Origin of the sequence: Variovorax sp. J2L1-78, from assembly GCF_030317205.1 — a bacterium.
In the GTDB taxonomy this organism is placed as follows: domain Bacteria; phylum Pseudomonadota; class Gammaproteobacteria; order Burkholderiales; family Burkholderiaceae_C; genus Variovorax; species Variovorax arabinosiphilus.
On the sequence record NZ_JASZYB010000004.1, the window covers coordinates 297,098 to 320,189 of the forward strand.

Consider the following 23,092-nt stretch of genomic DNA (forward strand, 5'->3'; position numbering starts at 1 on the left):
CATCAACCCAGCGCGGCGCGGACGGCGCGTTGCGTCAGCACGCTGATCAGGTTGGCGCGGTACGGCGCCGAGGCGTGCAGGTCGCTGTTGAGGTCGCTGGCATCGATCTTCACCGCGGCCGCGGCCTCCGGCGTGAAGCTCTGGTTCAACGCGTCTTCCAGGCCGGTGTGGCGGAACACGCCGTTGCCCGCACCGGTGATGGCCACGCGCACGCCCGCGTCGTACTGCGCGATGAACACGCCGACCAGCGGGAAGTGCGACGCCTTCTGGCGCAGCTTTTCGTAGTGCGCGCTCTTCGGGACCGGGAAGCGGATCGCGGTGATCAGCTCGCCCTCGTCCAGCGCCGTGGTGAACAGGCCCTGGAAAAAGTCGTCGGCTGCGATCTCGCGCTTGTCGGTGACGATGGTCGCACCCGAGGCCAGCACGGCGGCTGGGTAGCAGGCGGCCGGGTCGTTGTTGGCGACCGAGCCGCCGAGCGTGCCCATGGCGCGCACCTGCCGGTCGCCGATACGCGAGGCGAGGTCGGCCAGCGCCGGGTAGGCCGACTTGACCGCGGCATCGTTCGCCACGGCCAGGTGGCGCGCCATCGCGCCGATGACGAGCGTGTCGCCGTCCTTCCGGATGCCGGCGAGTTCGGCGATGCCGCCGAGGTCGACCAGTTGCTCGGGTGCGGAGAGGCGAAGCTTCATCGAGGCCAGCAAGGTCTGCCCGCCGGCCAGCGGCTTGCCGCCGGCGGTGGTGAGCTTCGCGGCATCGGCCACGCTGGCCGGACGTTCGAGGGTGAAGGGATACATGGTGTGTTCCTGCAACGCTGGGTCAATGGGTTCAAGCGGCCGGACGGCCCTGGGTGCTCGCGGCGAGCGACGGCGTCTGCGGTTGCTGCGTCGGCGTGGTGGCGCCCTTTTGCATCGCCTCCCACACGCGGTGCGGCGACGCGGGCATGTCGAATTCCTTGACACCGAGCGGCGCCAGCGCGTCGAGCACGGCATTGATGACCGCCGGCGGCGAGCCGATGGCACCTGCCTCGCCGCAGCCCTTGGAGCCGATCGGGTTGTGCGTGCAGGGCGTGCTCAAGGTGTCGAGCTTGAACATCGGGAAGTCCTCGGCGCGCGGCATGGCGTAGTCCATGAAGCTGCCGGTGAGCAGTTGCCCGGTCTCGTTGTCGTACACGCAATTCTCCATCAACGCCTGGCCGATGCCCTGCACGATGCCGCCGTGCACCTGGCCCTCGACGATCATCGGGTTGACGATGGTGCCGAAGTCGTCGACGGCGGTGAAGCGGTCGATCTTCACTTCACCGGTGCCCTTGTCGATCTCGACCTCGCAGATGTAGGTGCCGGCCGGGTAGGTGAAGTTGGTCGGGTCGTAGAAGGCGGTTTCGTTCAGGCCCGGCTCCAGCTTGTCGAGCGGGTAGTTGTGCGGCACGTAGGCCGTCAACGCCACCTGGCCGAAGGGAATCTTCTTGTCGGTGCCCTTGACGGTGAACTCGCCGTTGGCGAACTCGATGTCGGCGTCGCTCGCCTCCATCAGGTGCGCCGCGATCTTCTTGGCCTTGGTCTCGATCTTGTCGAGCGCCTTCATGATCGCCGTGCCGCCGACCGACAGCGAGCGCGAACCGTACGTGCCCATGCCGAAAGGCACGCGGCCGGTGTCGCCATGCACGATGTCGACGTTCTCGACCGGGATGCCCAGGCGCGCCGCCACCAGCTGCGCGAAGGTCGTCTCGTGCCCCTGGCCGTGGCTGTGCGAGCCGGTGAAGACCGTCACGCTGCCGGTCGGATGCACCCGCACCTCGCCGGCTTCGAACAGGCCGGCGCGCGCACCGAGTGCGCCTGCCACGTTCGACGGCGCCAGGCCGCAGGCCTCGATGTAGCTGGAATAGCCGATGCCGCGCAGCTTGCCCTTCTTCTCGCTCTCGGCCTTGCGTGCGGCGAAACCCGCGACCTCGCCGAGTTCGTTGGCGCGGTCCAGCAATGCCGGGAAGTTGCCCGTGTCGTACTGCAGCGCCACCGGCGTCTGGTACGGGAAGCTGGTGATCATGTTGCGGCGACGGATCTCGTCCTGCCCCAGGTTCAGCTCCCACGCACAACGCGACACCAGCCGCTCCAGCAGGTAGGTCGCCTCGGGCCGCCCGGCGCCGCGGTAGGCATCGACCGGCGCGGTGTTGGTGAACCAGGCATCGACCTCGACGTAGATCTGCGGCGTGGCGTACTGGCCGGCCAGCAAGGTCGCGTAGAGGATGGTCGGGATGGCCGTCGAGAAGGTCGACAGATAGGCGCCGAGGTTGGCGTCGGTGTGCACGCGCAGGGCGAGGAACTTGCCTTGACTGTCCATCGCCATCTCGGCGTGGCTCACGTGGTCGCGGCCGTGCGCGTCCGACAGGAAGCATTCCGAGCGCTCGCCGGTCCACTTGATGCTGCGGTTGAGCTGCTTGGCGGCCCAGGTCAGGCACACGTCCTCGGCGTAGAGGTAGATCTTGGAGCCGAAGCCGCCGCCGACGTCGGGCGCAATGACGCGCACCTTGTGCTCGGGCAGGCCCAGCACGAAGGCCGTCATCAGCAGGCGCTCGACGTGCGGGTTCTGGTTCGACACGTAGAGCACGTACTCCTCGGTCGCGCGGCTGTAGTTGCCGATGGCCACGCGCGGCTCGATCGGGTTCGGGATCAGCCGGTTGTTCACCAGGTCGAGCTTCGTGACGTGCGCCGCATTCGCGAAGGCGGCGTCGACGCCGGCCTTGTCGCCCAGCGTCCACTTGTAGCACTGGTTGTCGGGCGCCTCGTCGTGGATGGTCACGCCGCTCTGCTTCTTCGCCGCGTCGACCACGCTCACGACGGGCGTGTGCACGTCGTAGTCGACCACCACCGCCTCGGCGGCGTTCTTGGCCTGCTCGACCGTCTCGGCCACGACCATGGCGACGTGGTCGCCGACGTAGCGCACCTTCTTGATCGCGAGGATCGGGTGCAGCGGCTCCTTCATGGGCGTGCCGTCGGGGTTGTTGATGAGCCAGCCGCAGGGCAGCCCACCCATCTTCCCTTCGATGTCCTTGCCACTGAAGATGCCGATCACGCCCGGCATCTTCGACGCCTCGGCGATGTCGATCGACTTGATGGTGGCGTGGGCGTGCGGCGAGCGCACGAAGATGGCATGGCTCTGTGCGGCCATGGTCACGTCGTCGGTGTAGTTGCCGGCGCCGGTCAGGAAACGGTAGTCCTCCTTGCGGCGGACCGCCTCGCCGATGTGCGGAAGGTTGGCGAAATCGGATGCCCCCATGGTGTGCTCCCGTTCAGGCCGCGACAGGCTTGGATGCGGCGGCCATGTCCTTGCCACCCATCTGCACCGCTTTCACGATGTTCTGGTAGCCGGTGCAGCGGCACAGGTTGCCGTCGAGCAGCGCGCGGATCTCGGTCTCGCTCGAATTGGGGTGGTAGGTGCACAGGTCGATGGCGCTCATCACCATGCCGGGGGTGCAGAAGCCGCATTGCAGGCCGTGGCATTCCTTGAAGGCCGCCTGCATCGGGTGCATGGTGCCGTCGGGCTGGGCGATGCCTTCGATGGTCGTGATCTCGGCACCGGCCACCTGACCGACCAGCACGTTGCACGACTTGACGGCGCGGCCGTTGACGTGGACGGTGCAGGCGCCGCACTGCGCGGTGTCGCAACCCACATGGGTGCCGGTCAGGTGCAGGTGCTCGCGGATGGCGTGCACGAGGAAGGTGTTGGGGGGAGCGTCGACCGTGGCCACGCGGCCGTTGACGGTGAAAGAAACCTGCATGTGGCTGTCTCCGTGAAGGTGATGGCTGGGGAAGCGCATGGCATCTTGGACGCCGGCCCGGACCGACATCCTAGGCAAAACCCTCGACGCTTGCAGCCGCGCTTCGAAATTCTCAAAATGGAGCAGCTGCCCGCGGGAACCGATGCCATCCTGCCGGCTTCCACGATGCCCCTCCACCTCCCCGCTCCCCCTGCCGACAGCGCCCGTGCCCTGGCCGACGGCGCCCGCGCCCTGGCCATCACCCAGGCACGTCGTGCCTGCATCGACGGCATGGGCTCGGCCGGCAGCGCGTCCGTCGAACCCTGGCTGCTACGCTCGTGGCAGCGCTGCCTCACGGCCGGCCACCGGCCAGACCAACGGGTGGTCTTCAACAGCGTGACACGCGCATCGATCCAGGAGGCCCGGGAACGCCACCGCGCGCTGATCGGCGCCGCCCGGCCCGTGCTCGCGCGGCTGTCGCGCGCCATCGCGGACACGCGCTACTTCGCCATCCTCACCGACGCGCAGGGCATGGTCATCGACGTGGGCGATCTGCCTGGCGGCAGCGACGAGGCCACGCGCCGCGCCCGCGACATCGGCCGGGTGGGCATCGACCTGTCCGAGCGCGCCGTCGGCACCACCGCCATCGGCGCGGTGCTGGCCGAGCAGGCGCCGGTGTGGCTGCACCGCGCCGAGCACTTCTTCGACGACACCGGCATCTACAGCTGCGCCGGCGCCCCGCTGTTCGGCCCGCAGGGCGACTGCATCGGCATGCTCGACCTGACCGGCGTGCAGGTGGTCGAGCGGCCCGAGCTGCGGCACCTGGCGGCGCTGTCCGCGCGCAGCATCGAGAACGCGCTGGTGCGCGCGCAGCCGCATGCCCTGCTGCTGCGCTTGAACTGGCCGGGCTGCGCGAGCGGCGACGACGCCGACGGCCTGTTGGGGCTCGACGCCGATGGCCGCGTGGTCGCGAGCAACGGCACCGCGCGCCAGATGCTGCAGCAGCCGCTGGCGCGCGGTACCGCGGCCGAGCCCTGTCACGCGAGCGACCTGTTCGCGCTGCCGTTCGACATGCTGTGGAATGCCGCCCGGCATGGTGAGCCGATCGACGTGCCGCTGTGGTCCGGCCTGCGGCTGCAGGCCTGGGCACAGCGGGCCGATGCGGGCACGAACACATCCGCGCCAGCCGTGGCGCCGCGCCTGCGCGACGTGGAAACCGCGCTGATCCGCAAGGCGGTGGAGGAAGCCCGCGGCAACGTGGCCGAAGCCGCACGCGCGCTGGGCATCAGCCGTGCGACGGTCTACCGCAAGCTGGCGGCGCGCGGCCGCTGACGGTCGCTATTCCTCGGGGGTCCACTCCACCTCGGCACCCAGGCTGCGCAGGTTCTCCACGAAGCCGGGATGCGCACGGCGGATCGGCGTGGCATTGCGGATTTCGGAACGCCCCTCGATGCTGGCCGCGACCATGAAGAGCGCGATGGCCACGCGGATGATGTAGGGGCTCTCGACCACCGCCGGCGACAGCGGCATGCCGCCGAAGGTCACCAGCCGGTGCGGGTCCGCCGAGAAGACATGGGCACCGAACTTCGACAGCTCGCCGGTCCAGCCCAGCGCGCCGTCGTAGACCTTGTTCCAGAACATCGCGTTGCCTTCGGCCCGCACGCCGAGCGCGATGAAGATCGGCAGCAGGTCGACCGGGAAGTACGGCCACGGCGCGGCCTCGACCTTGGTCAGCACGTTGCTGGTGAAAGGCGTCTGCACCTTCAATGGGCCCGTACGGCGCGCGCGCGACCAGCCGCCCTCGTGCGTGATCTGGACGCCGAACTTGGCGAAGGTGCGGTCGATCAGCGGGAAGTTCTGCGGCGCCGTGTTGCGCACCACCACGTCGCCGCCGGTGATGGCGCCCAGCGCGAGGAAGGTGGTGATCTCGTGGAAGTCCTCATCGAAGCGGAACTCGCCACCGCGCAGCGCGCTGCCACCGTGCACGGTGAGGCGCGAGGTGCCGATGCCGTCGATGCGCACGCCGATCAGCGTCATGAAGCGGCAGAACTCCTGCACATGCGGCTCGCAGGCCGCGTTGGTCAGCGTCGACGTGCCCTCGGCGGTGGCGGCGCACAGCACGAAGTTCTCGGTGGTGGTGACCGACGCGTAGTCGAGCCAGTGGTCGGTCGCGCGCAGCCGGCCATTGCAGTGCACCATCAGCGATCCCTCGGCACGTTCGACCTCGCTGCCGAAGTGGCGGAACACCTCGACGTGCGGGTCGATCTCGCGCACGCCCAGCGTGCAGCCCTTGACGTTGTCCTCCAGCCGGGCGACGCCGAAGCGCGCGAGCAGCGGTGGCACCAGCATGATCGACGAACGCATCTCCTCCGGCAGGCGGTGGCGCGCGGCATCGAAGCGGGTGGCGTGGTGGTGCAGGTCGAGCGCGCCGCTCGCGTGGTCCATCCGCACGTCGCTGCCGAGCGTGCGGAAGATCTCGAGGATCTTGCGCACGTCGGTGATGTCCGGCACGCCCTGCAGCCGCAGGGGCTCGCCGGTCAACAGGGTGGCGCACAGAACGGGCAGTACCGCATTCTTGTTGGCGGAGGGATCGATACGGCCACGCAGCGGCAGGCCGCCGTGCACGATGAGGTTGGACATGAAAGACAGGCGCCCCGACAGGCGCATCGGCTGGATGGAAGGACTGAGACTGTACGCCGCCCCGCCACCCTTGCACGTCAAGCGTTCAGCCCTTTCATCCCTTCCTCGGTGTAGCGTCCGCCGGCGGCGATGCCCGGCGGCAGCGCGGCGCCGATGCGCGCAAGGTCGTCGGCGGACAGCGCCACGTCGAGCGCGCCGAGGTTGTCGTCGAGGTAGCGGATGCGCTTGGTGCCGGGAATGGGGATCACGTCGTCGCCTTGCGCCAGCAGCCAGGCCAGTGCAAGTTGCGCCGGCGTGCAGCCCTTCTCGGCCGCCAGCGCCTTCACGGTGTCGACGATGCGCTGGTTCTGGGGGGCGTTCTCGTCCGCGAAGCGCGGGTTCTGGCGGCGAAAGTCTTGGGGGTCGAGCGCGGCGCTGGCGACCTGGCCGGTGAGAAAGCCGCGGCCCAGCGGGCTGTACGCGCAGAAGGCGGCGCCGACCTCGCGGCAGGCCTGCAACACGCCCTGCTCGGGGTCGCGCGTCCACAGCGAATACTCGCTCTGCACCGCGGCGATCGGGTGGATGGCCGCGGCGCGGCGCAGCGTCTCGGGCGAGACTTCCGACAAGCCGATGGCGCGGATCTTCCCCGCTTTCACCAGGTCGCCGAGCGTGCCGATCGAATCTTCCAGCGGCGTCTCGAGGTTGAGGCGGTGCGCGTAGTACAGGTCGATGGTCTCCACGCCCAGCCGCTCGAGCGACGCCTCGCAGGCCGCGCGGATGTAGGCCGGCGAATTGTCGACGCGGCGCTCATAGCTGCCGGGCTTGCGCACCAGGCCGAACTTGGTGGCGATGGTCACGCGCTCGCGCCGGCCCTTGAGGAAGCGGCCGAGCAGTTCCTCGTTGTGGCCGAAGCCGTAAGCGTCCGCCGTGTCGAACAGCGTCACGCCACGCTCGAGCGCGTGCGCCAGCGTGTCGAGCGACTGCGCCTCGTCGGTGGGCCCGTAGAACTCCGACATGCCCATGCACCCGAGGCCGAGGGCGCCGACAGCGAGGCCGCTGCGGCCGATGGAACGTTGGTTCATCAGGATGTCTCCAGAGGTTTTGCGGCCTGCTCGGCCGCACGGTAGAAGGTGATCGTGGGGTCGAGCACCGCGGCCGCTGCTGCATCGCGAGATGCCCTTGGGTGCATTCTCCAAGTTGGAGCGCCCTCGATGTCAAGCCGTCGCGCCTATTTTCGCCGACGCGCCGCTCGCTAGACTGCGCACCGTCCCACACCGAAACCGCCCATGCGCGCCCCCCGCTTCGTCCCCTGGTTCGCCCGCTTCCTCGCCGTCGCCTGCTGGTGGCTGAGCGCCTGCACTGTCGCCCCGGTGGCCGAGCGCCGGACCGATTCGCTCGGCCTCGAATTCGTGCGCATCCCGGCGGGCGAATTCCTGATGGGCAGCGCCGAAGATCCGAAGACGCTGGCGCAGGCCTTCCCCGCCTACGACCCCGCCCGCTTCGCGCAACTGGGCGACGAGGGGCCGGTGCACCGGGTGCGCATCACGCGCACCTTCTGGCTGGGGCGCCATGAGGTCACGGTCGCGCAGTTCCGCCGCTTCGTCGAGGCCTCGGGCCATGTCCCGGAATCCATTGCCGACGGCACCGGCGGCTACGGCTTCAACCCGGCGTACGACCCCGCAACGTCGGCCCGCGGCGACGCCTTCGAGGGCCGCGACCCGAAGTACGGCTGGCGCAACCCCGGCTTCGCCCAGGGCGACGACCACCCGGTGGTCAACGTGAGCTGGAACGACGCCGTGGCCATGGCCCGCTGGCTGAGCGCCCGGGAAGGCGTGACCTACCGCCTGCCCACCGAAGCCGAATGGGAGTACGCCGCACGCGCCGGCACGCGCACCCGCTTCCACACGGGCGACGACCCGCGCACGCTGCTGCAGGGGGCCAACGTCTTCGACCAGGCGGCCGCGCCGAACTGGCCACGGTGGCAGGCCTTCGCCCTCGACGGGCAGGACGGATTCCCCTTCACCGCCCCGGTCGGCCGCTTCGCGCCGAACGCCTTCGGGCTCTACGACATGCACGGCAACGTGTGGGAGTGGTGCGCCGACTGGCACGCCGACGACTACTACGCCCACTCGCCGGTCGACGACCCGACCGGGCCGGCCGAGGGCAGCGTACGCGTGCGGCGCGGCGGCTCGTGGCACACCTGGGCCTTCTATGCGCGCTCGGCCTTCCGCAACTGGAACTCGCCGGAAACGCGCTATACGCTGGTGGGTTTCCGCCTGCTGCGCGAGTTCGCGCCGGGCGAGACCGCGGCGCGTCGTTGACGGCAGCAGCGTGGCGAGTTGAGAGAGAAATCCTGGAGTGGTTCGAAGATTGAAACGACCGACGAAGAAGCCTTTCGGTGACACTGGCGCACTGCACCGCCCCTGGAGCGAGGAATGAGTTCAGACGATTGGGCCGACGGCCCACGCCCATCTTTCTACGGACAGCTCCGCAAGGACGCCAACAGCGGCCATCCTCGCCTCGATGACAGCGGCTCGGTGCCCTCGCAGCCGGATGACGCCACCACCAGCCAGCGGGACGGCGGCTGGACCGAGCTGCTGGACGACCCACCGACCGGGCCTGGCGTGCTCGAAGACAAACGCGAGGCCTTCATCCATCGCCAACTCGAGGAAGCCTTCGTGATCGAGCGCTGGCAGCGGCGCTTGCTGGCCATCCTCACGACGCTGGTGATCGGCGTGATCTGCTGGCGCGGCCAGGTGCCCGCCCTGTACCTGGCGGCCTGGGTGGGCCTCCGGCTGGTCCTGGCGTTGGCCTGGCGCAAGAACCACGGCGCGCGAGACTGGGACAGCCAGGCGTCGGCCGCCAGGGCCAAGCGCCGACGGCAGATCCTCCTGGCTTTCCTCAGCGGGTCGGTCCTGGGCGCCTCCGTCCTGCTGTTCTTCGGGCGGATTCCCATCGGCCTGCAGTTCGTGTGCTGGATGGTGCTCGCCGCGTCCGTCACGCTGCCCGTTCACAGCATGGCGCTGAACGCGGCCCTGATGCGCACCTATATCCACGCGTTCTTCGTGACAGTCTTCGTCTGCCTCTTCTTCCGCGTACTCACTGCCGACGCGCGCCTGGCGGAGGACATCTCCGATGCGCATCGGCACTACGAAGCCTGGTTCCTCATCATTCCACTGGTGCAATGGGTTCTGATCACGCGCATTGCCGACCAGGTGCTGGCGAACGCGAGAAAAGGCTTCGAGCTGGCGTTCTACAAAGGCGAACTGATCCAGACCTTGGCCGAGCAGCGACGCAGGGCCGAAGAGGCGGTGCTGACCCGCAACCGTTTCATCGCCACCGCCGCGCACGATGTGCGGCAGCCGGTGGTGGCGCTGTCGATCTACGTGGACCACCTGATGGAAGTGCCGACCGACCAGGCGGCCGTGATGCCGAAGATCGCCAAGGCCACGGCGGCCGTGAGCCGGCTGTTCGACACCCTGTTCGACCTGTCGCGCATGGACCATCAGCAACTGAAGGTTCGCAACGAGCCGCTGAACATCGCGGAGGTGATGGAGGACTTGCGCGACCAGTACGAACCGGTGGCCCGGGCCAAGGACGTCGAGCTTCGGATGCGCACCGTGCGAAGCGAACTCACGACCGACCCCGTCCTGGTCCGCCGCATGATCGGGAACGTCGTCTCCAACGCCATCAAGTTCACGCCGCCGGGAAAGAAGGTGCTCATCTCCGCGCGCACGCGGGGGCCCACGGTGCTCGTCGAAGTGTGGGACCAGGGCGTGGGCATCGCCCCGGCGGAACTGCGCAAGGTCTTCCTGGAGTTCTACAAAGTGGCTGGCGCAGCCGAGAACGCCGAAGGCTTCGGACTCGGGCTGTCGATCGTCGCGCGCCTCGCCCATGTGCTCGACACGCGACTGAGCGTGCGCTCGCGGCCCGGCAAGGGCACGGTGTTCCGGATGAACATCGGCGCCTCGAAATCGCTCGCGCCCCGGCGCAGCCGCCAGGAAAGGTCCGCCTAACCGGGCAGCGCTATTACCACGGCCGATTCGTCGACGGTGGCCGTGGCCCGCTGGCGCACCCGCAGGCCGCTGCCGGCCGGTGCGAAGCCGACCAGTTGCAGCCCGCCCTCGAGGGCGACCGCGATCTCGTCGCCGCCTTCCCCGCGCAACGCACTCGCGACGCTCCCGGCCAGGCGGTTGCCGGTGGCACGGCCGCCGGTCGATGCGGTGCTGGCGAATCGCGCCACCCGCACCGCGGTCGCCTTGCACAGCGCGATCACCATCATGCCCTCGGCCAGGCCCAGCAGCTCGGCGCTCTCCTGCGTGATGCGCGCGGCAAGCGCGCCACCGGCACCGCCCGCCCCCACCCGCATCTGCACGCGCACCGTGCGGCCGGTGGTCACCAGCGCATCGATGGTGGCCGGCAGCTGGTTGCGCATGCTGGTGCGCACGGCCAGGCGTGCGACGGTCGCGTCGGCGCGGGCGCCGGCATCGCCGCCGGCAACAGCCCAGCGCGCATGCACCTCGCGCCGCGCGGCGTCGAGCGCATCGGCCAGTTCCAGCAGATGCCCCCCGTGCGCCGTGAGCAAGGCACCGCCGCCGCCCGCACCGCCGACGGCGCGCTCGACCAGCGGCACGCCCGCCAGGTTGGTCAGCGTGTCGATGGCCTGCCAGGCGGCCTTGTAGCTCACGCCGGCTTCGCGCGCGGCCTGCGAGATGCTGCCGGTGGACGCGATGCCGCGCAGGAGGTCGATGCGCTTGTCGCTGGGTCCGTGGCCGAGGGCATCGATGAATCGGGGGCTGGGCATGCGCAGATTGTGCGTTGGGCGTCGCACCGAAGCGTCTTGCTATGATTTCGCTATTCCAAATTTGAATAGCGCATTGAGAGGACGCGAGATGAACACCCCCCGCCGATCTGCACGCTGGCTCGGACAGGCCACCCTGCTGGCCGCCTTCTCGCTGGGCAACGTGGCCCTGCACGCGCAGGAGATGGTCGTGTCCGCCGCCGCGAGCCTGACGAACGCGTTCCAGGCCATGGGCCAGGCCTTCGAGAAGACGCGCCCCGGCGTCAAGGTCACCTTCAACTTCGCGGCGTCCGGCCCGCTGCTCGCGCAGATCCAGCAGGGCGCACCGGTCGACGTTTTCGCCTCGGCCGACCAGGAAACGATGGACCGCGCCGCGAAGGCCGGCCTGCTGGCCGACGGAAGCCGCGCCGACTTCGCGCGCAACACCCTGGTACTGATCGTGCCCGCCACCGCTGTTGCCGCCACCACGCCGCCGCAGACGCTGGCTGATCTGGGCAGCGCCACGTACCGGCGCATCGCCACCGGCACGCCGAGCTCGGTCCCGGTCGGCCGCTACACCGTGGCCGCCGTGCAGGACGCCGGTCTGGCCGCGGCCCTGACGCCCAAGTGGATCTACGGCGAGAGCGTGCGCCAGGTGCTGAACTACGTCGCCCGCGGCGAGGTCGACGCCGGCTTCGTCTACCGCACCGACGCGCTGATCGAGAAGGACAAGACCCGCATCGCCCTGACCGTGCCGACCCGCACGCCGGTCAGCTACCCGATCGCGCAGGTCGCCGCCAGCAAGAACGCGGCGGTCGGCAAGGACTTCGTCGCCTTCGTGCGCAGCGACGCCGGCCAGCGCATCCTCGACGGCTTCGGCTTCTCGAAGCCCTGACCGGCGCGCCGCTCTTGCTCACGCCGCTCTGGCTCACGCTCAAGGTCGCGCTGCTTGCCACACTGGCGGCCGGCGCGGTCGGCATCGCGCTGGGCTGGTGGATGTCGCAGCGGCGTTTCGCCGGCAAGAACATCGTCGATGCCGTGCTGATGCTGCCGATGGTGCTGCCGCCGACGGTGCTGGGCTACTACCTCATCGTGCTGATCGGCCGCAACGGCGTGCTGGGCCAGTACCTCGACCGCTGGTTCGGCATCAACCTGATCTTCACCTGGCAGGGCGCCGTCATCGCCGCGTCGCTGGTGTCGCTGCCACTCATCTACAAGGCGGCGCGCGCGGCCTTCGAAGACGTGGACGGCCGCTTCCTGCACGCGGCGCGCACGCTCGGTGCCGGCGAGTTCGAGATCTTCGCGCGCATCGCGATGCCGCTGGCGGTACGGGGCATTGCCGCCGGCCTGATGCTCGCCTTTGCCCGGGCCATGGGCGAGTTCGGCGCGACCCTGATGATCGCCGGCAACCTCCCCGGCAAGACGCAGACGCTGTCCATCGCCATCTACGACGCGGTGCAATCGGGCAACGACGCGCAGGCGCTGTGGCTCACGCTGGTGATCTCGGTCGTGTGCGTGGTGGTGCTGGTCGCCGCCGGCCGCATGCTGCAGGCGAAGCACTGACATGGCGTTCGTGCCCCCCGTACTCGACATCCATGTGCAGACGACGCTCGAATCGCCGGGCCGCCGCTTCGTGCTCGATGCGCGCTTCGTCTCGACGACCTCTCGCACGGCGCTGATCGGGATCTCGGGGTCGGGCAAGTCGACGGTGCTGATGGCCATCGCCGGGCTGCTGCCGCGGGTGCAGGGCCATGTGCGCGTGGCGGGCAACACGCTGCTCGACACAGCCAAGGCCGTCGACGTGCCGGCGCGCGCGCGCCGTGTCGGCATGGTGTTCCAGGACTATGCGCTGTTCCCTCACATGACCGTCGCCCAGAACCTCGCCTTCGGCCTGTGCCGGCTCGGCCAGCACCCGAGCGAGGCCGAACAGGCGCGCATCGACGTGCTGCTGCGGCAGTTCGATCTCGACACGCTGCGCGGTGCGTTGCCCCGGCATCTCTCCGGCGGACAGCGCCAGCGCGTCGCACTGGCGCGTGCGCTGGCGCCGCAACCGCACCTGCTGCTGCTCGACGAGCCGTTGTCGGCGCTCGACACCTCCCTGCGCATCCGGCTGCGCACCGAACTCGCGGAGATGCTGGAGCGCGTGCAGGTGCCGACTCTGCTGGTCACGCACGACCCGAGCGACGTGCAAGCGCTGGCGCAGTCGGCGGTGCACCTCGACGGGGGCCACGTCACTGGCGCACCGGCCTTGTAGGCCGCGTGTCGCGCGAGCGGCTGAACCGCCTCAGAGTGCGCAGGTGCGAAAACCGAAGAATCCGTCGTCGCGGCCCGGCAGCGAAAACCCCCGTGCCTTGGCCGAGCGCAGCCGAGCGCGCGTGGCGAACGACGCGCCGCGCAGCACCCGCGCTTGGCCGAAGGCCGGCGCCGGGTCGAACACGCTGCAGCCACTCCACGGATCGGCGCGGTAGCCTGGCCAGGGCCGCAGCGTGCCGGCCGTCCACTCGTGCACGCCACCCCAATGGAAGCCGCGGTGCGCGCCGGCATGGGCGGCGACCTCCCACTCGACCTCGGTGGCGATGCGCCGCCCGGCCCAGCGCGCCCAGGCGTCGGCCTCCCACCAGCTCAGGTGCACGGCCGGCTGATGGCCGGCAGCCTGCACCACGCGGCCGAATCGGCGCTGCAGGATGGCGCCGCCCTGCCCGCGCCGGCCGGCACCGATCTGCTCGACATGGCGCGGCGCGCGGCGCTCGCCGTGCTGCTGCGCGAGCCAGGCTTGGCCGCCGGGCAGCCAGAGTTCGCTACGGTCGTAGCCGCCGTCGTCCACGAACTCGGCGAACTGCTGCCAGCTCACCGGCTGCGCGTCGATCTCGAAGGCGGGCACGTCCACGGCGAGCATGCCGCTGTCCTGCGCGAAGCCGAAGCCCGTGCTGCCTTCGGCGCGGCCGAGCGTCCAGCGCGTGGCCGGCACCAGGAGCGGCTCGCGCGAGACGACCGCGGGCGGCGGCTCCACGCCGATCGGCAGGCCGAGCGTCTGCGCGATCACGACCAGCGCCTCGCCGCACAGGTCTTCATGGAACAGTGCGAGGCGATAGAAGTAGAGGCCGGCGTCGCTCTCGGCCGCGCGATCGAGCAGTTCCAGCGTGCACTCGAGGGTCTCGAGCAGGTAGGCCCGTGTCGCCTCGGCATCGGGCAGGAGCAGCGATGTGCCGACTTCGGGCGGTGTCGACCACCAGTCGTCGGCATGCGGCTCGATCGCGGCCAGCCGCGTCGGGCGCACCGGGCAATCGATGCCGAAGGCACGCTGCGTGTTCCGCGCGATCCACCATTCCGAGAACCAGCCGATGTGCCCGGCCAGCCAGAGCGGGGGCGGCGCGTCGGGCTGCGGCTCGCGTGGCGCCGCGTCGTCTCGCAGGGCCTCTTCGCACAAGGACAGCAGATGCAGCGTGTGGTTGCGCGCGTCGATGAGGGCCAGCGACAGCAGGTCGCGACCGGCGCGGGCCATGTCGAGCGAGTCGATGGCTTGCACGCCGGCCGACGCACGACGCGGGGCGGGGCCGGAGGGTGCGGGCATCGCCTGATTATCGCGCCCGCCGTACACCGATAAAATCCGCTCGCCCTGCACCCGATCCGCCAGCGCACAACGCCGGCGCGTCGGGTGCTCTCGTATGAGGGCAATCCCTAAAAAATGATGGAGCAACTATGCAAGGCTTGATGAAGCTGTCGAAAGCGATCGACTGGCTCAACGCCCAGGTGGGCAAGTACGCGATCTGGATCATTCTGGCGTCGACCGCCATCAGCACCATCAACGCCGTGGTACGCAAGGTGTTCAACACCAGTTCCAACGCGTACCTCGAGGTCCAGTGGTACCTCTTCGCCTGGTCCTTCCTCATCGCGGCCGGCTTCACGCTCCTCAACCGCGAGCATGTGCGCATCGACGTGCTCAACAGCCGCCTGCCCAAGCGCACGCAGATGTGGATCGACATCCTCGGTTTCGCCGCCTTCCTCACGCCGCTGTGCGTCGTGGTGCTGTACTACACCATCCCGATGACGCTGCGGATGTACCAGACCGGTGAGATGTCGGGCAACCCCGGCGGCCTGATCCGCTGGCCGGTGTGGCTGGCGCTGCCGGTGGGCTTCACGCTGCTGATGCTGCAGGGCTGGTCGGAACTGATCAAGCGCGTGGCCTTCCTGCGTGGCGTGGGCCCCGACCCGACGATCAAGCAGGGCGAGAAGACCGCCGAGGAAGAACTGGCCGAGGCCCTGCGCGAGCGCTCGGACGTCATCGATCCGGCGGCGACGCCACAGGCACGCTGACCCACCGCGCAGAGCACAAGAACCATGGAATTCATCACTGCCAACTTCGCCCCGATCATGTTCGCGGGGCTGATCATCTTTCTGCTGCTGGGCTTCCCCGTCGCCTTCAGCCTGGGGGCCTGCGGCCTCTTCTTTGCCTTCATCGGCGTCGAACTCGGCGTGTTCCAGTCCGCCGTCATGGCCTGGCTGCCGCAACGGCTCATCGGGATCATGGCCAACGACACCCTGCTGGCCGTGCCCTTCTTCACCCTGATGGGGCTGATCCTCGAGCGAAGCGGCATGGCCGAGGACCTGCTCGATACCGTCGGCCAGGTCTTCGGCCCGATGCGCGGTGGCCTGGCGCTGGCCGTGATCTTCGTGGGTGCGCTGCTGGCCGCGACGACCGGCGTGGTGGCCGCGTCGGTCATCTCGATGGGCCTGATCTCGCTGCCCATCATGCTGCGCTACGGCTACGACCGCCGCATGGCCTCGGGCGTGATTGCGGCGTCGGGCACGCTGGCGCAGATCATTCCGCCGTCGCTGGTCCTGATCATCATGGCCGACCAGCTCGGCAAGAGCGTCGGCGACATGTACAAGGGTGCGTTCATCCCCGCGTTCATCCTGGTGGGCCTGTACGTGCTGTACGTGGTCTTCCTGGCGATCTTCAAGCCGTCGCAGGTGCCGGCCCTGCCGCCGGAGGCACGCATCTACCGTGAGCCGAACGGCGGTGGCGGCTACGCATCGCTGGTCGTGCTGATGGGCTTCTCGGCCTTCGTCGCCTTCATGATGGCGCGCCACATGGCCGAGATCCACACGTGGTGGGAAGGCACCCTCATCACCTCGGTCGCCACCGACGAGAAGGTGGTCGTCGCGATGTGCGGCGGCACCTTCGTGGCCTTCCTGATCGCGCTGTTCAACAAGGTCACGCGGCTGGGCCTGCTGTCTCGCCTGGCCGAGCGCGTGACCTTCGTGCTGATCCCGCCGCTGCTGCTGATCTTCCTGGTGCTGGGCACCATCTTCCTGGGCGTCGCGACCCCCACCGAAGGCGGTGCCATGGGCGCGATCGGCGCGCTGGTGCTGGGGGCGCTGCGCCGGCGGCTGGACCTGAACCTGCTCAAGCAGGCGTTGGCGACGACCACCAAGCTGGGCAGCTTCGTGATGTTCATCCTGATCGGCGCCACCGTGTTCGGCCTGGTGTTCCAGGCCGCCGACGGCCCGATCTGGGTCGAGCACCTGCTGACCGGCCTGCCTGGCGGCCAGGTCGGCTTCCTGATCCTGGTGAACGTGCTGATCTTCTTCCTGGCGTTCTTCCTCGACTACTTCGAACTGTCCTTCATCGTCGTGCCGTTGCTGGCGCCGGTGGCGCAGAAGCTGGGCATCGACCTGATCTGGTTCGGCGTGCTGCTGGCCGTGAACATGCAGACCTCGTTCATGCACCCGCCCTTCGGCTTCGCGCTGTTCTTCCTACGCTCGGTCGCACCGGAAAAGCCGTACATGGACCGCGTGACGAAGAAGATCATGCAGCCCGTGACGACCATGCAGATCTACAAGGGCGCGGTTCCGTTCGTGCTGATCCAGCTGTTCATGGTGGGCGTACTGATCGCCTTCCCGGGGCTGGTCACCGGCAGTCTGGACAAGGTGGAGAACGTCGACCTCCGGCAGGTCGGCGACCAGATGCGGGAATCGCTGCAGCCCTCCTCGGAAGAAGGCGGCTATGGCTCCGACCAGGGCGCCGAACCGGCACCCTCGCCCGGTGCCCCGGCACCGGCGGGCAGCGATGCTGCGCCGTCAGCCCCCGCTGCGGCACCCGAACCGGCCGCCGAGGAGGACCCGATGAAGGCCATGCAGGACGCCCTCAAGCCCAAGCCAGGGCAGTGAAGGCAAGGTACCCGGGCACTGCGGTGCCCGGGACGAAAAAAAGCCGCGCAGTGCGCGGCTTTTTTGTGGGCGGGCCGTTCGGCCCGCGACCGGAGCGAACTCAGATCTTCACGCCGTTCATGTACTGGTTGAACGGGTATTCCGAGAAGCGGTTCCACAGGATCTGGTCGCGCTGGAAGGCACGCATGCTCTGGTGGATCGTCTTGAAGTCGGCCGACTTGGCTTCGTGCTCGGCGAACACCTCCATGGAGGCCTTGAAACCCGCGTCCATCACCGCCTTGGGGAAAGGCTTTAGCTGCGTCTTCTCGGCCACCAGCTTCTTCAGCGCGATCGGGTTGTACGCATCGTACTTGGCCGTCATGTCGGTGGCCGCGACCTTGCAGGCGGCGTCCAGGATGGCCTTGTTCTCGTCCGACAGTGCGGCGTACTTCTTCACGTTGATGAAGAACTCGAGATCGGCGCCGCCTTCCCACCAGCCGGGGTAGTAGTAGAACGGTGCGACCTTGTTGAAGCCCAGCTTGGCATCGTCGTAGGGGCCGACGAATTCGGACGCGTCGAGCGTGCCCTTTTCCAGCGCCTGGTAGACGTCGCCGGCCGGCATGTTCTGCGGCACCACGCCCAGCTTCTGCATCGCTTCGCCGAACACGCCGCCACCCATGCGCATCTTCAGGCCCTTCAAGTCTTCGACGGTCTTGATTTCCTTGCGGTACCAGCCACCCATCTGCGTGCCGGTGTTGCCGGCGCTGGCGGTCTTGAAGTTGTACTTGGCGAAGAAATCGTCGAGCAGCTTGCGGCCACCGCCGTAGTCCTTCCACGACGTGTTCTGGCGCGCGGTCAGGCCGAAGGGCACGGCGCAGCTGAAGGCGAAGATCGGGTCCTTGCCGGTGAAGTAGTAGGCGGCCGACTGGGCCATCTCGATGTTGTCGCCCTGCAGGGCATCGACGACGCCGAAGGCCGGCATCAGTTCGCCGGCGGGGTGAACGGTGATCTCGAACTTGCCGCCCGACAGCGCCTTGACTGTCTTGGAGAGCATTTCGGCACTGCCGAAGATCGTGTCCAGCGAACGGGGAAAGCTCGACGCCAGGCGCCAGCGGACAGCGGCTTGCGCATGCACTGCAGGCGCGATGCCGGCAGCCAGCACGCCAGCGATGCCGGCATTCTTGATGAGGGAACGACGATCCATTGATTTCACTCCGATTGCAAAGGGGAAAAAACAAAACGCGGCCTCGCCGCGTTGAGTTGAAGACCTTGTGGGTCGCCCGCGATTGTAAGAAGTGCTTACACGGCGACCGTTGGGGGTTTACCCTGCGGAATCCATCGCGCCGAAGCGGGCCGTGATGGACTTGGCAATGCCCTCGGCATCGAGCCCGACACCCGCGAGCAACTTGCCCGGATCGCCATGTTCGATGAACTGGTCGGGCAGGCCCAGTTGCAGCACCGGCCGGGTCACGCCAGCGGCCTGCAGCGCCTCGAGCACGGCACTGCCGGCACCGCCCATGATGGCGCCTTCTTCGAGCGTGACGATCGCCTCGTGCGTGGCCGCCACCTGCAGCAGCAGCTCGACGTCGAGCGGCTTGACCCAGCGCATGTTGACCACCGTGGCGTTCAACGAGTCCGCGGCTTTGAGCGCCGGATACAGCAGCGTGCCGAAGGCCAGGATCGCGATACGCGTGCCTTGCCGGCGCAGCTCGCCCTTGCCGAAGGGCAGGCCGTCGAGCGAGAGGTGCGGCACCACCCCGGCGCCGGCGCCGCGCGGGTAGCGCACCGTGACCGGGTGGTCCTGCTCGTAGGCCGTGGTGAGCAGCGCCCGGCACTCGGCTTCGTCGGCCGGGCAGGCGATGCTCATGTTCGGGATGCATCGCACGAAGGGGATGTCGTAGGCGCCCGCATGCGTCGCGCCGTCGGCACCCACCAGGCCCGCGCGGTCGAGCGCGAAGACCACCGGCAGATTCTGGATCGCGACGTCGTGGATCAGCTGGTCGTAGGCCCGCTGCAGGAAGGTCGAGTAGATCGCGACCACGGGCTTCAGGCCTTCGCAGGCCAGGCCGGCCGCGAAGGTCACCGCATGCTGCTCGGCGATGCCGACGTCGTGGTAGCGCGTGGGAAACTTCTGCTGGAACTCCACCAGCCCCGAGCCTTCGCGCATCGCCGGCGTGATGCCGACCAGGCGCCCGTCCTGCGCGGCCATGTCGCACAGCCACTGGCCGAAGACCTGCGTGAAGGTCTGCTTGGCCACGGTAGTCGACTTGACGAGCCCCACCGCCGGGTCGAACTTGCCAGGGCCGTGGTAGGCCACGGGGTCGGCCTCGGCGAGCTTGTAGCCCTGGCCCTTCTTGGTGACCACATGCAGGAACTGCGGGCCGTCGAGCTGCTTGAGGTTCTCGAGCGTGGGCACCAGCGAGTCGATGTCGTGGCCGTCGATCGGGCCAACGTAGTTGAAGCCGAACTGCTCGAACAGCGTGGCCGGCACCACCATGCCCTTGGCATGCTGCTCGAAGCGCTTGGCCAGCTCGAACAGCGGCGGCGCGGCGCGCAGCACGCTCTTGCCGACGTTCTTGGCAGCGGCGTAGAAGTTGCCGCTCATCAGCTGCGCGAGGTAGCGGTTGAGGGCGCCGACCGGCGGGCTGATCGACATGTCGTTGTCGTTCAGGATGACCAGCAGCTTGCAGTCCGACACCCCCGCGTTGTTGAGCGCCTCGAAGGCCATGCCCGCCGTCATCGCGCCGTCGCCGATGATCGCCACGGCATGGCGGTCCTCGCCCTTCTGCTTGGCCGCCATGGCCATGCCGAGCGCGGCCGAGATGCTGGTCGACGAATGCGCCGTGCCGAAGGTGTCGTACTCGCTTTCGGCCCGCTGCGGAAAGCCCGAGATGCCGCCCTGCTGGCGCAACGTGGGCATGCGCTCGCGCCGGCCCGTGAGGATCTTGTGCGGATAGGTCTGGTGGCCCACGTCCCACACCAGGCGGTCGTGCGGCGTGTGGAACACGTGGTGCAGTGCCACCGTGAGTTCGACGGTGCCGAGGTTGGAACTCAGGTGGCCGCCGGTGCGCGAGACGTTGTGCAGCACGCAGGCGCGCACCTCGTCGGCCAATTGCTTGAGCTGGGCGCGGTCGTACTGGCGCAGGACCGAAGGATCGTGGATGGTGGGGAGCAGCTCGGCCATGGGTGTGTTGTTATCGGTCGCGGTCCACGACCATGGTTGCCAGCGCACGCAGCGCTTCGGTGTCGGCCAGACCGCTGCGATCGAGTGCGGCGAGCGACTCGTCGAGCAACTGGGACGCCTGGGCGCGGGCGCCGTCGAGGCCCAGCAGCGACACGTAGGTGGGCTTGTCGGCCGCGGCGTCCTTGCCGGCCGTCTTGCCGAGCGTCGCCGAATCGGCAACGACGTCGAGGATGTCGTCGACCACCTGGAAGGCCAGGCCCAACGCGGCACCGTAGGCGCGCAAGGCGTCCAGCGCGGCGGGTGCCACATTCTGGGCGCAAGCCGCGCCCATCTCGACGCTGCCCTGCAGCAATGCGCCGGTCTTCAGGCGATGCATCTCGCGCAGTTGTGCCTCGTCGAGCGCCAGGCCGACGCTGGCGAGGTCGATCGCCTGGCCGCCGGCCATGCCCTGGCTGCCGGCCGCGCGGGCCAGCAGACGGCACAGCTTGGCCTGCACCTCGGGGGCGATGCCGGTGTCATCAGGGGTGAGCAGCTCGAAGGCCAGCGCCTGCAGCGCGTCGCCCGCCAGCAGCGCGTCGGCCTCGCCGAACTGCACATGCACCGTCGGCTTGCCGCGGCGCAGGATGTCGTTGTCCATGCAGGGCAGGTCGTCGTGCACCAGCGAGTAGGCATGGATGAGTTCGGTGGCGCAGGCGGCGCGCAGGGCCGCGGCCGCGTCGCCGTGCACCGCCTCGCTGGCCGCCATCACGAGCAGCGGCCGCAGGCGCTTGCCGCCGTCGAGCACCGCGTAGCGCATCGCGTCGCCCAGTTGCACCGGCGCGTCGATGCCGACCCAGCGCGACAGGGCCGCTTCCACGTTCGCCAGATGCGGTTCGCTCCAGGCCGCCAGGCGTCGCGGGTCCCAGCCGGTGTCCGTGCGTACAACCGTGCGTGCGGCCGTCATTCGGCCGACCACGCCTTGAGGCTTCCTGCGTCGAGCACCTTGATCTGATCTTCGACGGCCTGCAGTTTGTCGCGGCAGAAATTCAGCAGGGCCGCGCCGCGCTGGTAGCTCACGAGCAGCTGGTCGAGTGGCATCTGGCCGGACTCGAGGTCGTTCACCAGCCGTTCGAGCTCCTGGAGCCCGGCTTCGTAGCTCGCGGGCAGCGCACCGGTGTCGGGGGCGTCCGCCGGCAACGGCGGCGGGAGAGTGGAAGGCGCCTTGGGCATGCAGGGGCAAATCGTGGGTGAAACCGCGCATTTTAGTTTCCATGGCGGCGCCCGCCTGCAAGTCGCCCGGATCGGCACCGACCTGTTCCATGTCAAGGCGCATGGAAAAGGCCCCCGGGTACAATCCCTTTCTCTTCCACGCTGGCGCCCGCCAGCGTTGTTCTCCCAGGCGATTGCAGTTCCGGCAGCGCCTCTTTTTCCTTTTCTCCCTGTGGGGAGCTTGGTCAGGTCACCCATGTCTGATTTAAGTCTTCAACTGCAGCAGGCCCAGAGCCAACTCCCGGTTTCCGCGTACTTCGACGAGGCGCTCTATGCCCGCGAGCTGCAGACGCTTTTCGCCAACGGCCCGCGCTACGTCGGCCACCGGCTCGCCGTGCCCGAACCGGGCAATTTCCACACGCTGCCGCAGGAACACGACGGCCGCGCACTGGTGCACACGCCCAAGGGCGTCGAGCTGATCTCCAACGTCTGCCGGCACCGCCAGGCGCTGATCCTGCAGGGCCGGGGCGAACTCGACGCCCGCACCGGCGGCAACATCGTCTGCCCGCTGCACCGCTGGACCTACGCGGCCGCCGATGCGCGCACCACTGGCACGCTGATCGGTGCACCCCATTTCGCCCAGGACCCCTGCCTCAACCTGCACAACTACCCGCTGGAAGAGTGGAACGGCCTGCTGTTCGAGAAGAACCGCGACGGCAGCGGCCGCAACGTGGCGGCCGACCTGGCCGGCCTGGGCCCGCGCGCCGACCTCGACTTCAGCGGCTACGCGCTCGATCGCGTCGAGCTGCACGAGTGCAACTACAACTGGAAGACCTTCATCGAGGTCTACCTCGAGGACTACCACGTCGGCCCCTTCCACCCGGGCCTCGGCAGCTTCGTGACCTGCGACGACCTGCGCTGGGAATTCAAGGACAACTTCTCGGTGCAGACGGTGGGCGTGGCCAACCGACTGGGCCGCGCGGGCAGCCCGGTCTACCAGAAGTGGCAGGAGCAGTTGCTGAAGTACCGCGACGGCAAGCCGCCGAAATATGGCGCGATCTGGCTGACCTATTACCCGCACGTCATGATCGAGTGGTATCCGCACGTGCTGACCGTGTCGACCCTGCACCCCATCGGCCCGCAGAAGACGCTCAACATGGTCGAGTTCTTCTACCCCGAGGAGATCGTCGCCTTCGAGCGCGAGTTCGTCGAGGCCCAGCAGGCCGCCTACATGGAAACCTGCGTGGAAGACGACGAGATCGCCGAGCGCATGGACGCCGGCCGTCGCGCGCTGATGCTGCGCGGCGAGAACGAGACGGGGCCGTACCAGAGCCCGATGGAAGACGGGATGCAGCAGTTCCACGAGTGGTACCGCGCCGCGATGCGCGACCACGGGACGCCCTGACGTGCACCGCCTGAC

20 protein-coding genes are annotated in these 23,092 nt (G+C 68.7%); 9 read left to right on the forward strand and 11 right to left on the reverse strand.

Features of this window, described 5'->3' with window-relative positions; all coding sequences use genetic code 11:
• Window positions 1-2: 2 nt before the first annotated feature.
• From QTH86_RS24115 to QTH86_RS24125, 3 genes are read right to left on the reverse strand one after another with little or no spacing between them, the layout of a single operon-like run.
• Window positions 3-794, reverse strand: coding sequence for an FAD binding domain-containing protein (locus tag QTH86_RS24115; protein WP_286648704.1), 792 nt, complete (start codon window positions 792-794; stop codon window positions 3-5).
• A gap of 31 nt (window positions 795-825) precedes the next feature.
• Window positions 826-3,270, reverse strand: a complete 2,445-nt coding sequence (locus QTH86_RS24120) for a xanthine dehydrogenase family protein molybdopterin-binding subunit (protein ID WP_286648705.1) — start codon at window positions 3,268-3,270, stop codon at window positions 826-828.
• A 13-nt stretch (window positions 3,271-3,283) separates the two neighbouring features.
• The gene (locus QTH86_RS24125; RefSeq protein ID WP_286648706.1) at window positions 3,284-3,772 is read right to left on the reverse strand and encodes a (2Fe-2S)-binding protein; all 489 of its coding nucleotides are present in this window, start codon (window positions 3,770-3,772) and stop codon (window positions 3,284-3,286) included.
• Between the two features lie 165 nt (window positions 3,773-3,937).
• On the opposite strand from QTH86_RS24125, the gene QTH86_RS24130 reads away from it, so the two are divergent.
• Window positions 3,938-5,083: a helix-turn-helix domain-containing protein gene (locus QTH86_RS24130; RefSeq protein WP_286648707.1), complete on the forward strand. Its 1,146-nt coding sequence runs from the start codon at window positions 3,938-3,940 to the stop codon at window positions 5,081-5,083.
• A 6-nt stretch (window positions 5,084-5,089) separates the two neighbouring features.
• On the opposite strand, the gene QTH86_RS24135 is transcribed toward QTH86_RS24130, so the two are convergent.
• Window positions 5,090-6,391, reverse strand: a complete 1,302-nt coding sequence (locus QTH86_RS24135) for a UDP-N-acetylglucosamine 1-carboxyvinyltransferase (protein WP_286648708.1) — start codon at window positions 6,389-6,391, stop codon at window positions 5,090-5,092.
• Between the two features lie 77 nt (window positions 6,392-6,468).
• The gene (locus QTH86_RS24140) at window positions 6,469-7,452 is read right to left on the reverse strand and encodes an aldo/keto reductase (protein ID WP_286648709.1); all 984 of its coding nucleotides are present in this window, start codon (window positions 7,450-7,452) and stop codon (window positions 6,469-6,471) included.
• A gap of 204 nt (window positions 7,453-7,656) precedes the next feature.
• Between QTH86_RS24140 and QTH86_RS24145 the strand changes: the two genes are divergently transcribed.
• A complete protein-coding gene (locus tag QTH86_RS24145; protein ID WP_286648710.1) occupies window positions 7,657-8,691 on the forward strand; it encodes a formylglycine-generating enzyme family protein in 1,035 nt (344 codons plus the stop codon).
• A 114-nt stretch (window positions 8,692-8,805) separates the two neighbouring features.
• Window positions 8,806-10,386, forward strand: coding sequence for a sensor histidine kinase (locus QTH86_RS24150; protein WP_286648711.1), 1,581 nt, complete (start codon window positions 8,806-8,808; stop codon window positions 10,384-10,386).
• On the opposite strand, the gene QTH86_RS24155 is transcribed toward QTH86_RS24150, so the two are convergent.
• Window positions 10,383-11,174 (reverse strand): TOBE domain-containing protein, encoded by a 792-nt coding sequence (locus QTH86_RS24155; protein ID WP_286648712.1) that lies wholly within the window; start codon window positions 11,172-11,174, stop codon window positions 10,383-10,385. The two genes, QTH86_RS24150 and QTH86_RS24155, sit on opposite strands and share 4 nt — an antisense overlap.
• 88 nt (window positions 11,175-11,262) lie before the next feature.
• Between QTH86_RS24155 and modA the strand changes: the two genes are divergently transcribed.
• From modA to QTH86_RS24170, 3 genes are read left to right on the forward strand one after another with little or no spacing between them, the layout of a single operon-like run.
• The gene (gene modA, locus QTH86_RS24160; RefSeq protein ID WP_286648713.1) at window positions 11,263-12,045 is read left to right on the forward strand and encodes a molybdate ABC transporter substrate-binding protein; all 783 of its coding nucleotides are present in this window, start codon (window positions 11,263-11,265) and stop codon (window positions 12,043-12,045) included.
• 14 nt (window positions 12,046-12,059) lie between these two features.
• Window positions 12,060-12,713: a molybdate ABC transporter permease subunit gene (gene modB, locus QTH86_RS24165; RefSeq protein WP_286648714.1), complete on the forward strand. Its 654-nt coding sequence runs from the start codon at window positions 12,060-12,062 to the stop codon at window positions 12,711-12,713.
• Between the two features lies 1 nt (window position 12,714).
• The gene (locus tag QTH86_RS24170; protein ID WP_286648715.1) at window positions 12,715-13,404 is read left to right on the forward strand and encodes an ABC transporter ATP-binding protein; all 690 of its coding nucleotides are present in this window, start codon (window positions 12,715-12,717) and stop codon (window positions 13,402-13,404) included.
• Window positions 13,405-13,434: 30 nt separating this feature from the next.
• On the opposite strand, the gene QTH86_RS24175 is transcribed toward QTH86_RS24170, so the two are convergent.
• Complete coding sequence (locus QTH86_RS24175) at window positions 13,435-14,721, reverse strand: SUMF1/EgtB/PvdO family nonheme iron enzyme (protein ID WP_286648716.1); 1,287 nt, start codon at window positions 14,719-14,721, stop codon at window positions 13,435-13,437.
• A gap of 128 nt (window positions 14,722-14,849) precedes the next feature.
• On the opposite strand from QTH86_RS24175, the gene QTH86_RS24180 reads away from it, so the two are divergent.
• Window positions 14,850-15,464 carry a TRAP transporter small permease subunit gene (locus QTH86_RS24180; protein WP_286648717.1) on the forward strand — a complete coding sequence of 205 codons (615 nt, stop codon included), beginning with the start codon at window positions 14,850-14,852 and terminating at the stop codon, window positions 15,462-15,464.
• 24 nt (window positions 15,465-15,488) lie between these two features.
• The gene (locus QTH86_RS24185; protein WP_286648718.1) at window positions 15,489-17,321 is read left to right on the forward strand and encodes a TRAP transporter large permease; all 1,833 of its coding nucleotides are present in this window, start codon (window positions 15,489-15,491) and stop codon (window positions 17,319-17,321) included.
• 100 nt (window positions 17,322-17,421) lie between these two features.
• On the opposite strand, the gene QTH86_RS24190 is transcribed toward QTH86_RS24185, so the two are convergent.
• The 4 genes from QTH86_RS24190 to xseB all read right to left on the reverse strand — a co-directional run bounded on the left by QTH86_RS24190 (window position 17,422) and on the right by xseB (window position 21,693).
• The gene (locus QTH86_RS24190; protein WP_286648719.1) at window positions 17,422-18,504 is read right to left on the reverse strand and encodes a TRAP transporter substrate-binding protein; all 1,083 of its coding nucleotides are present in this window, start codon (window positions 18,502-18,504) and stop codon (window positions 17,422-17,424) included.
• A gap of 117 nt (window positions 18,505-18,621) precedes the next feature.
• The gene (gene dxs / locus QTH86_RS24195; RefSeq protein ID WP_286648720.1) at window positions 18,622-20,484 is read right to left on the reverse strand and encodes a 1-deoxy-D-xylulose-5-phosphate synthase; all 1,863 of its coding nucleotides are present in this window, start codon (window positions 20,482-20,484) and stop codon (window positions 18,622-18,624) included.
• Between the two features lie 10 nt (window positions 20,485-20,494).
• On the reverse strand, window positions 20,495-21,427 hold the full coding sequence (locus tag QTH86_RS24200; RefSeq protein WP_286648721.1) for a polyprenyl synthetase family protein: 933 nt from the start codon (window positions 21,425-21,427) through the stop codon (window positions 20,495-20,497).
• On the reverse strand, window positions 21,424-21,693 hold the full coding sequence (gene xseB, locus QTH86_RS24205) for an exodeoxyribonuclease VII small subunit (protein WP_286648722.1): 270 nt from the start codon (window positions 21,691-21,693) through the stop codon (window positions 21,424-21,426). Before xseB ends, QTH86_RS24200 begins: the two co-directional genes overlap by 4 nt.
• Before the next feature lie 235 nt (window positions 21,694-21,928).
• Between xseB and QTH86_RS24210 the strand changes: the two genes are divergently transcribed.
• A complete protein-coding gene (locus QTH86_RS24210) occupies window positions 21,929-23,077 on the forward strand; it encodes an aromatic ring-hydroxylating oxygenase subunit alpha (protein WP_286648723.1) in 1,149 nt (382 codons plus the stop codon).
• Window positions 23,078-23,092 lie beyond the last annotated feature (15 nt).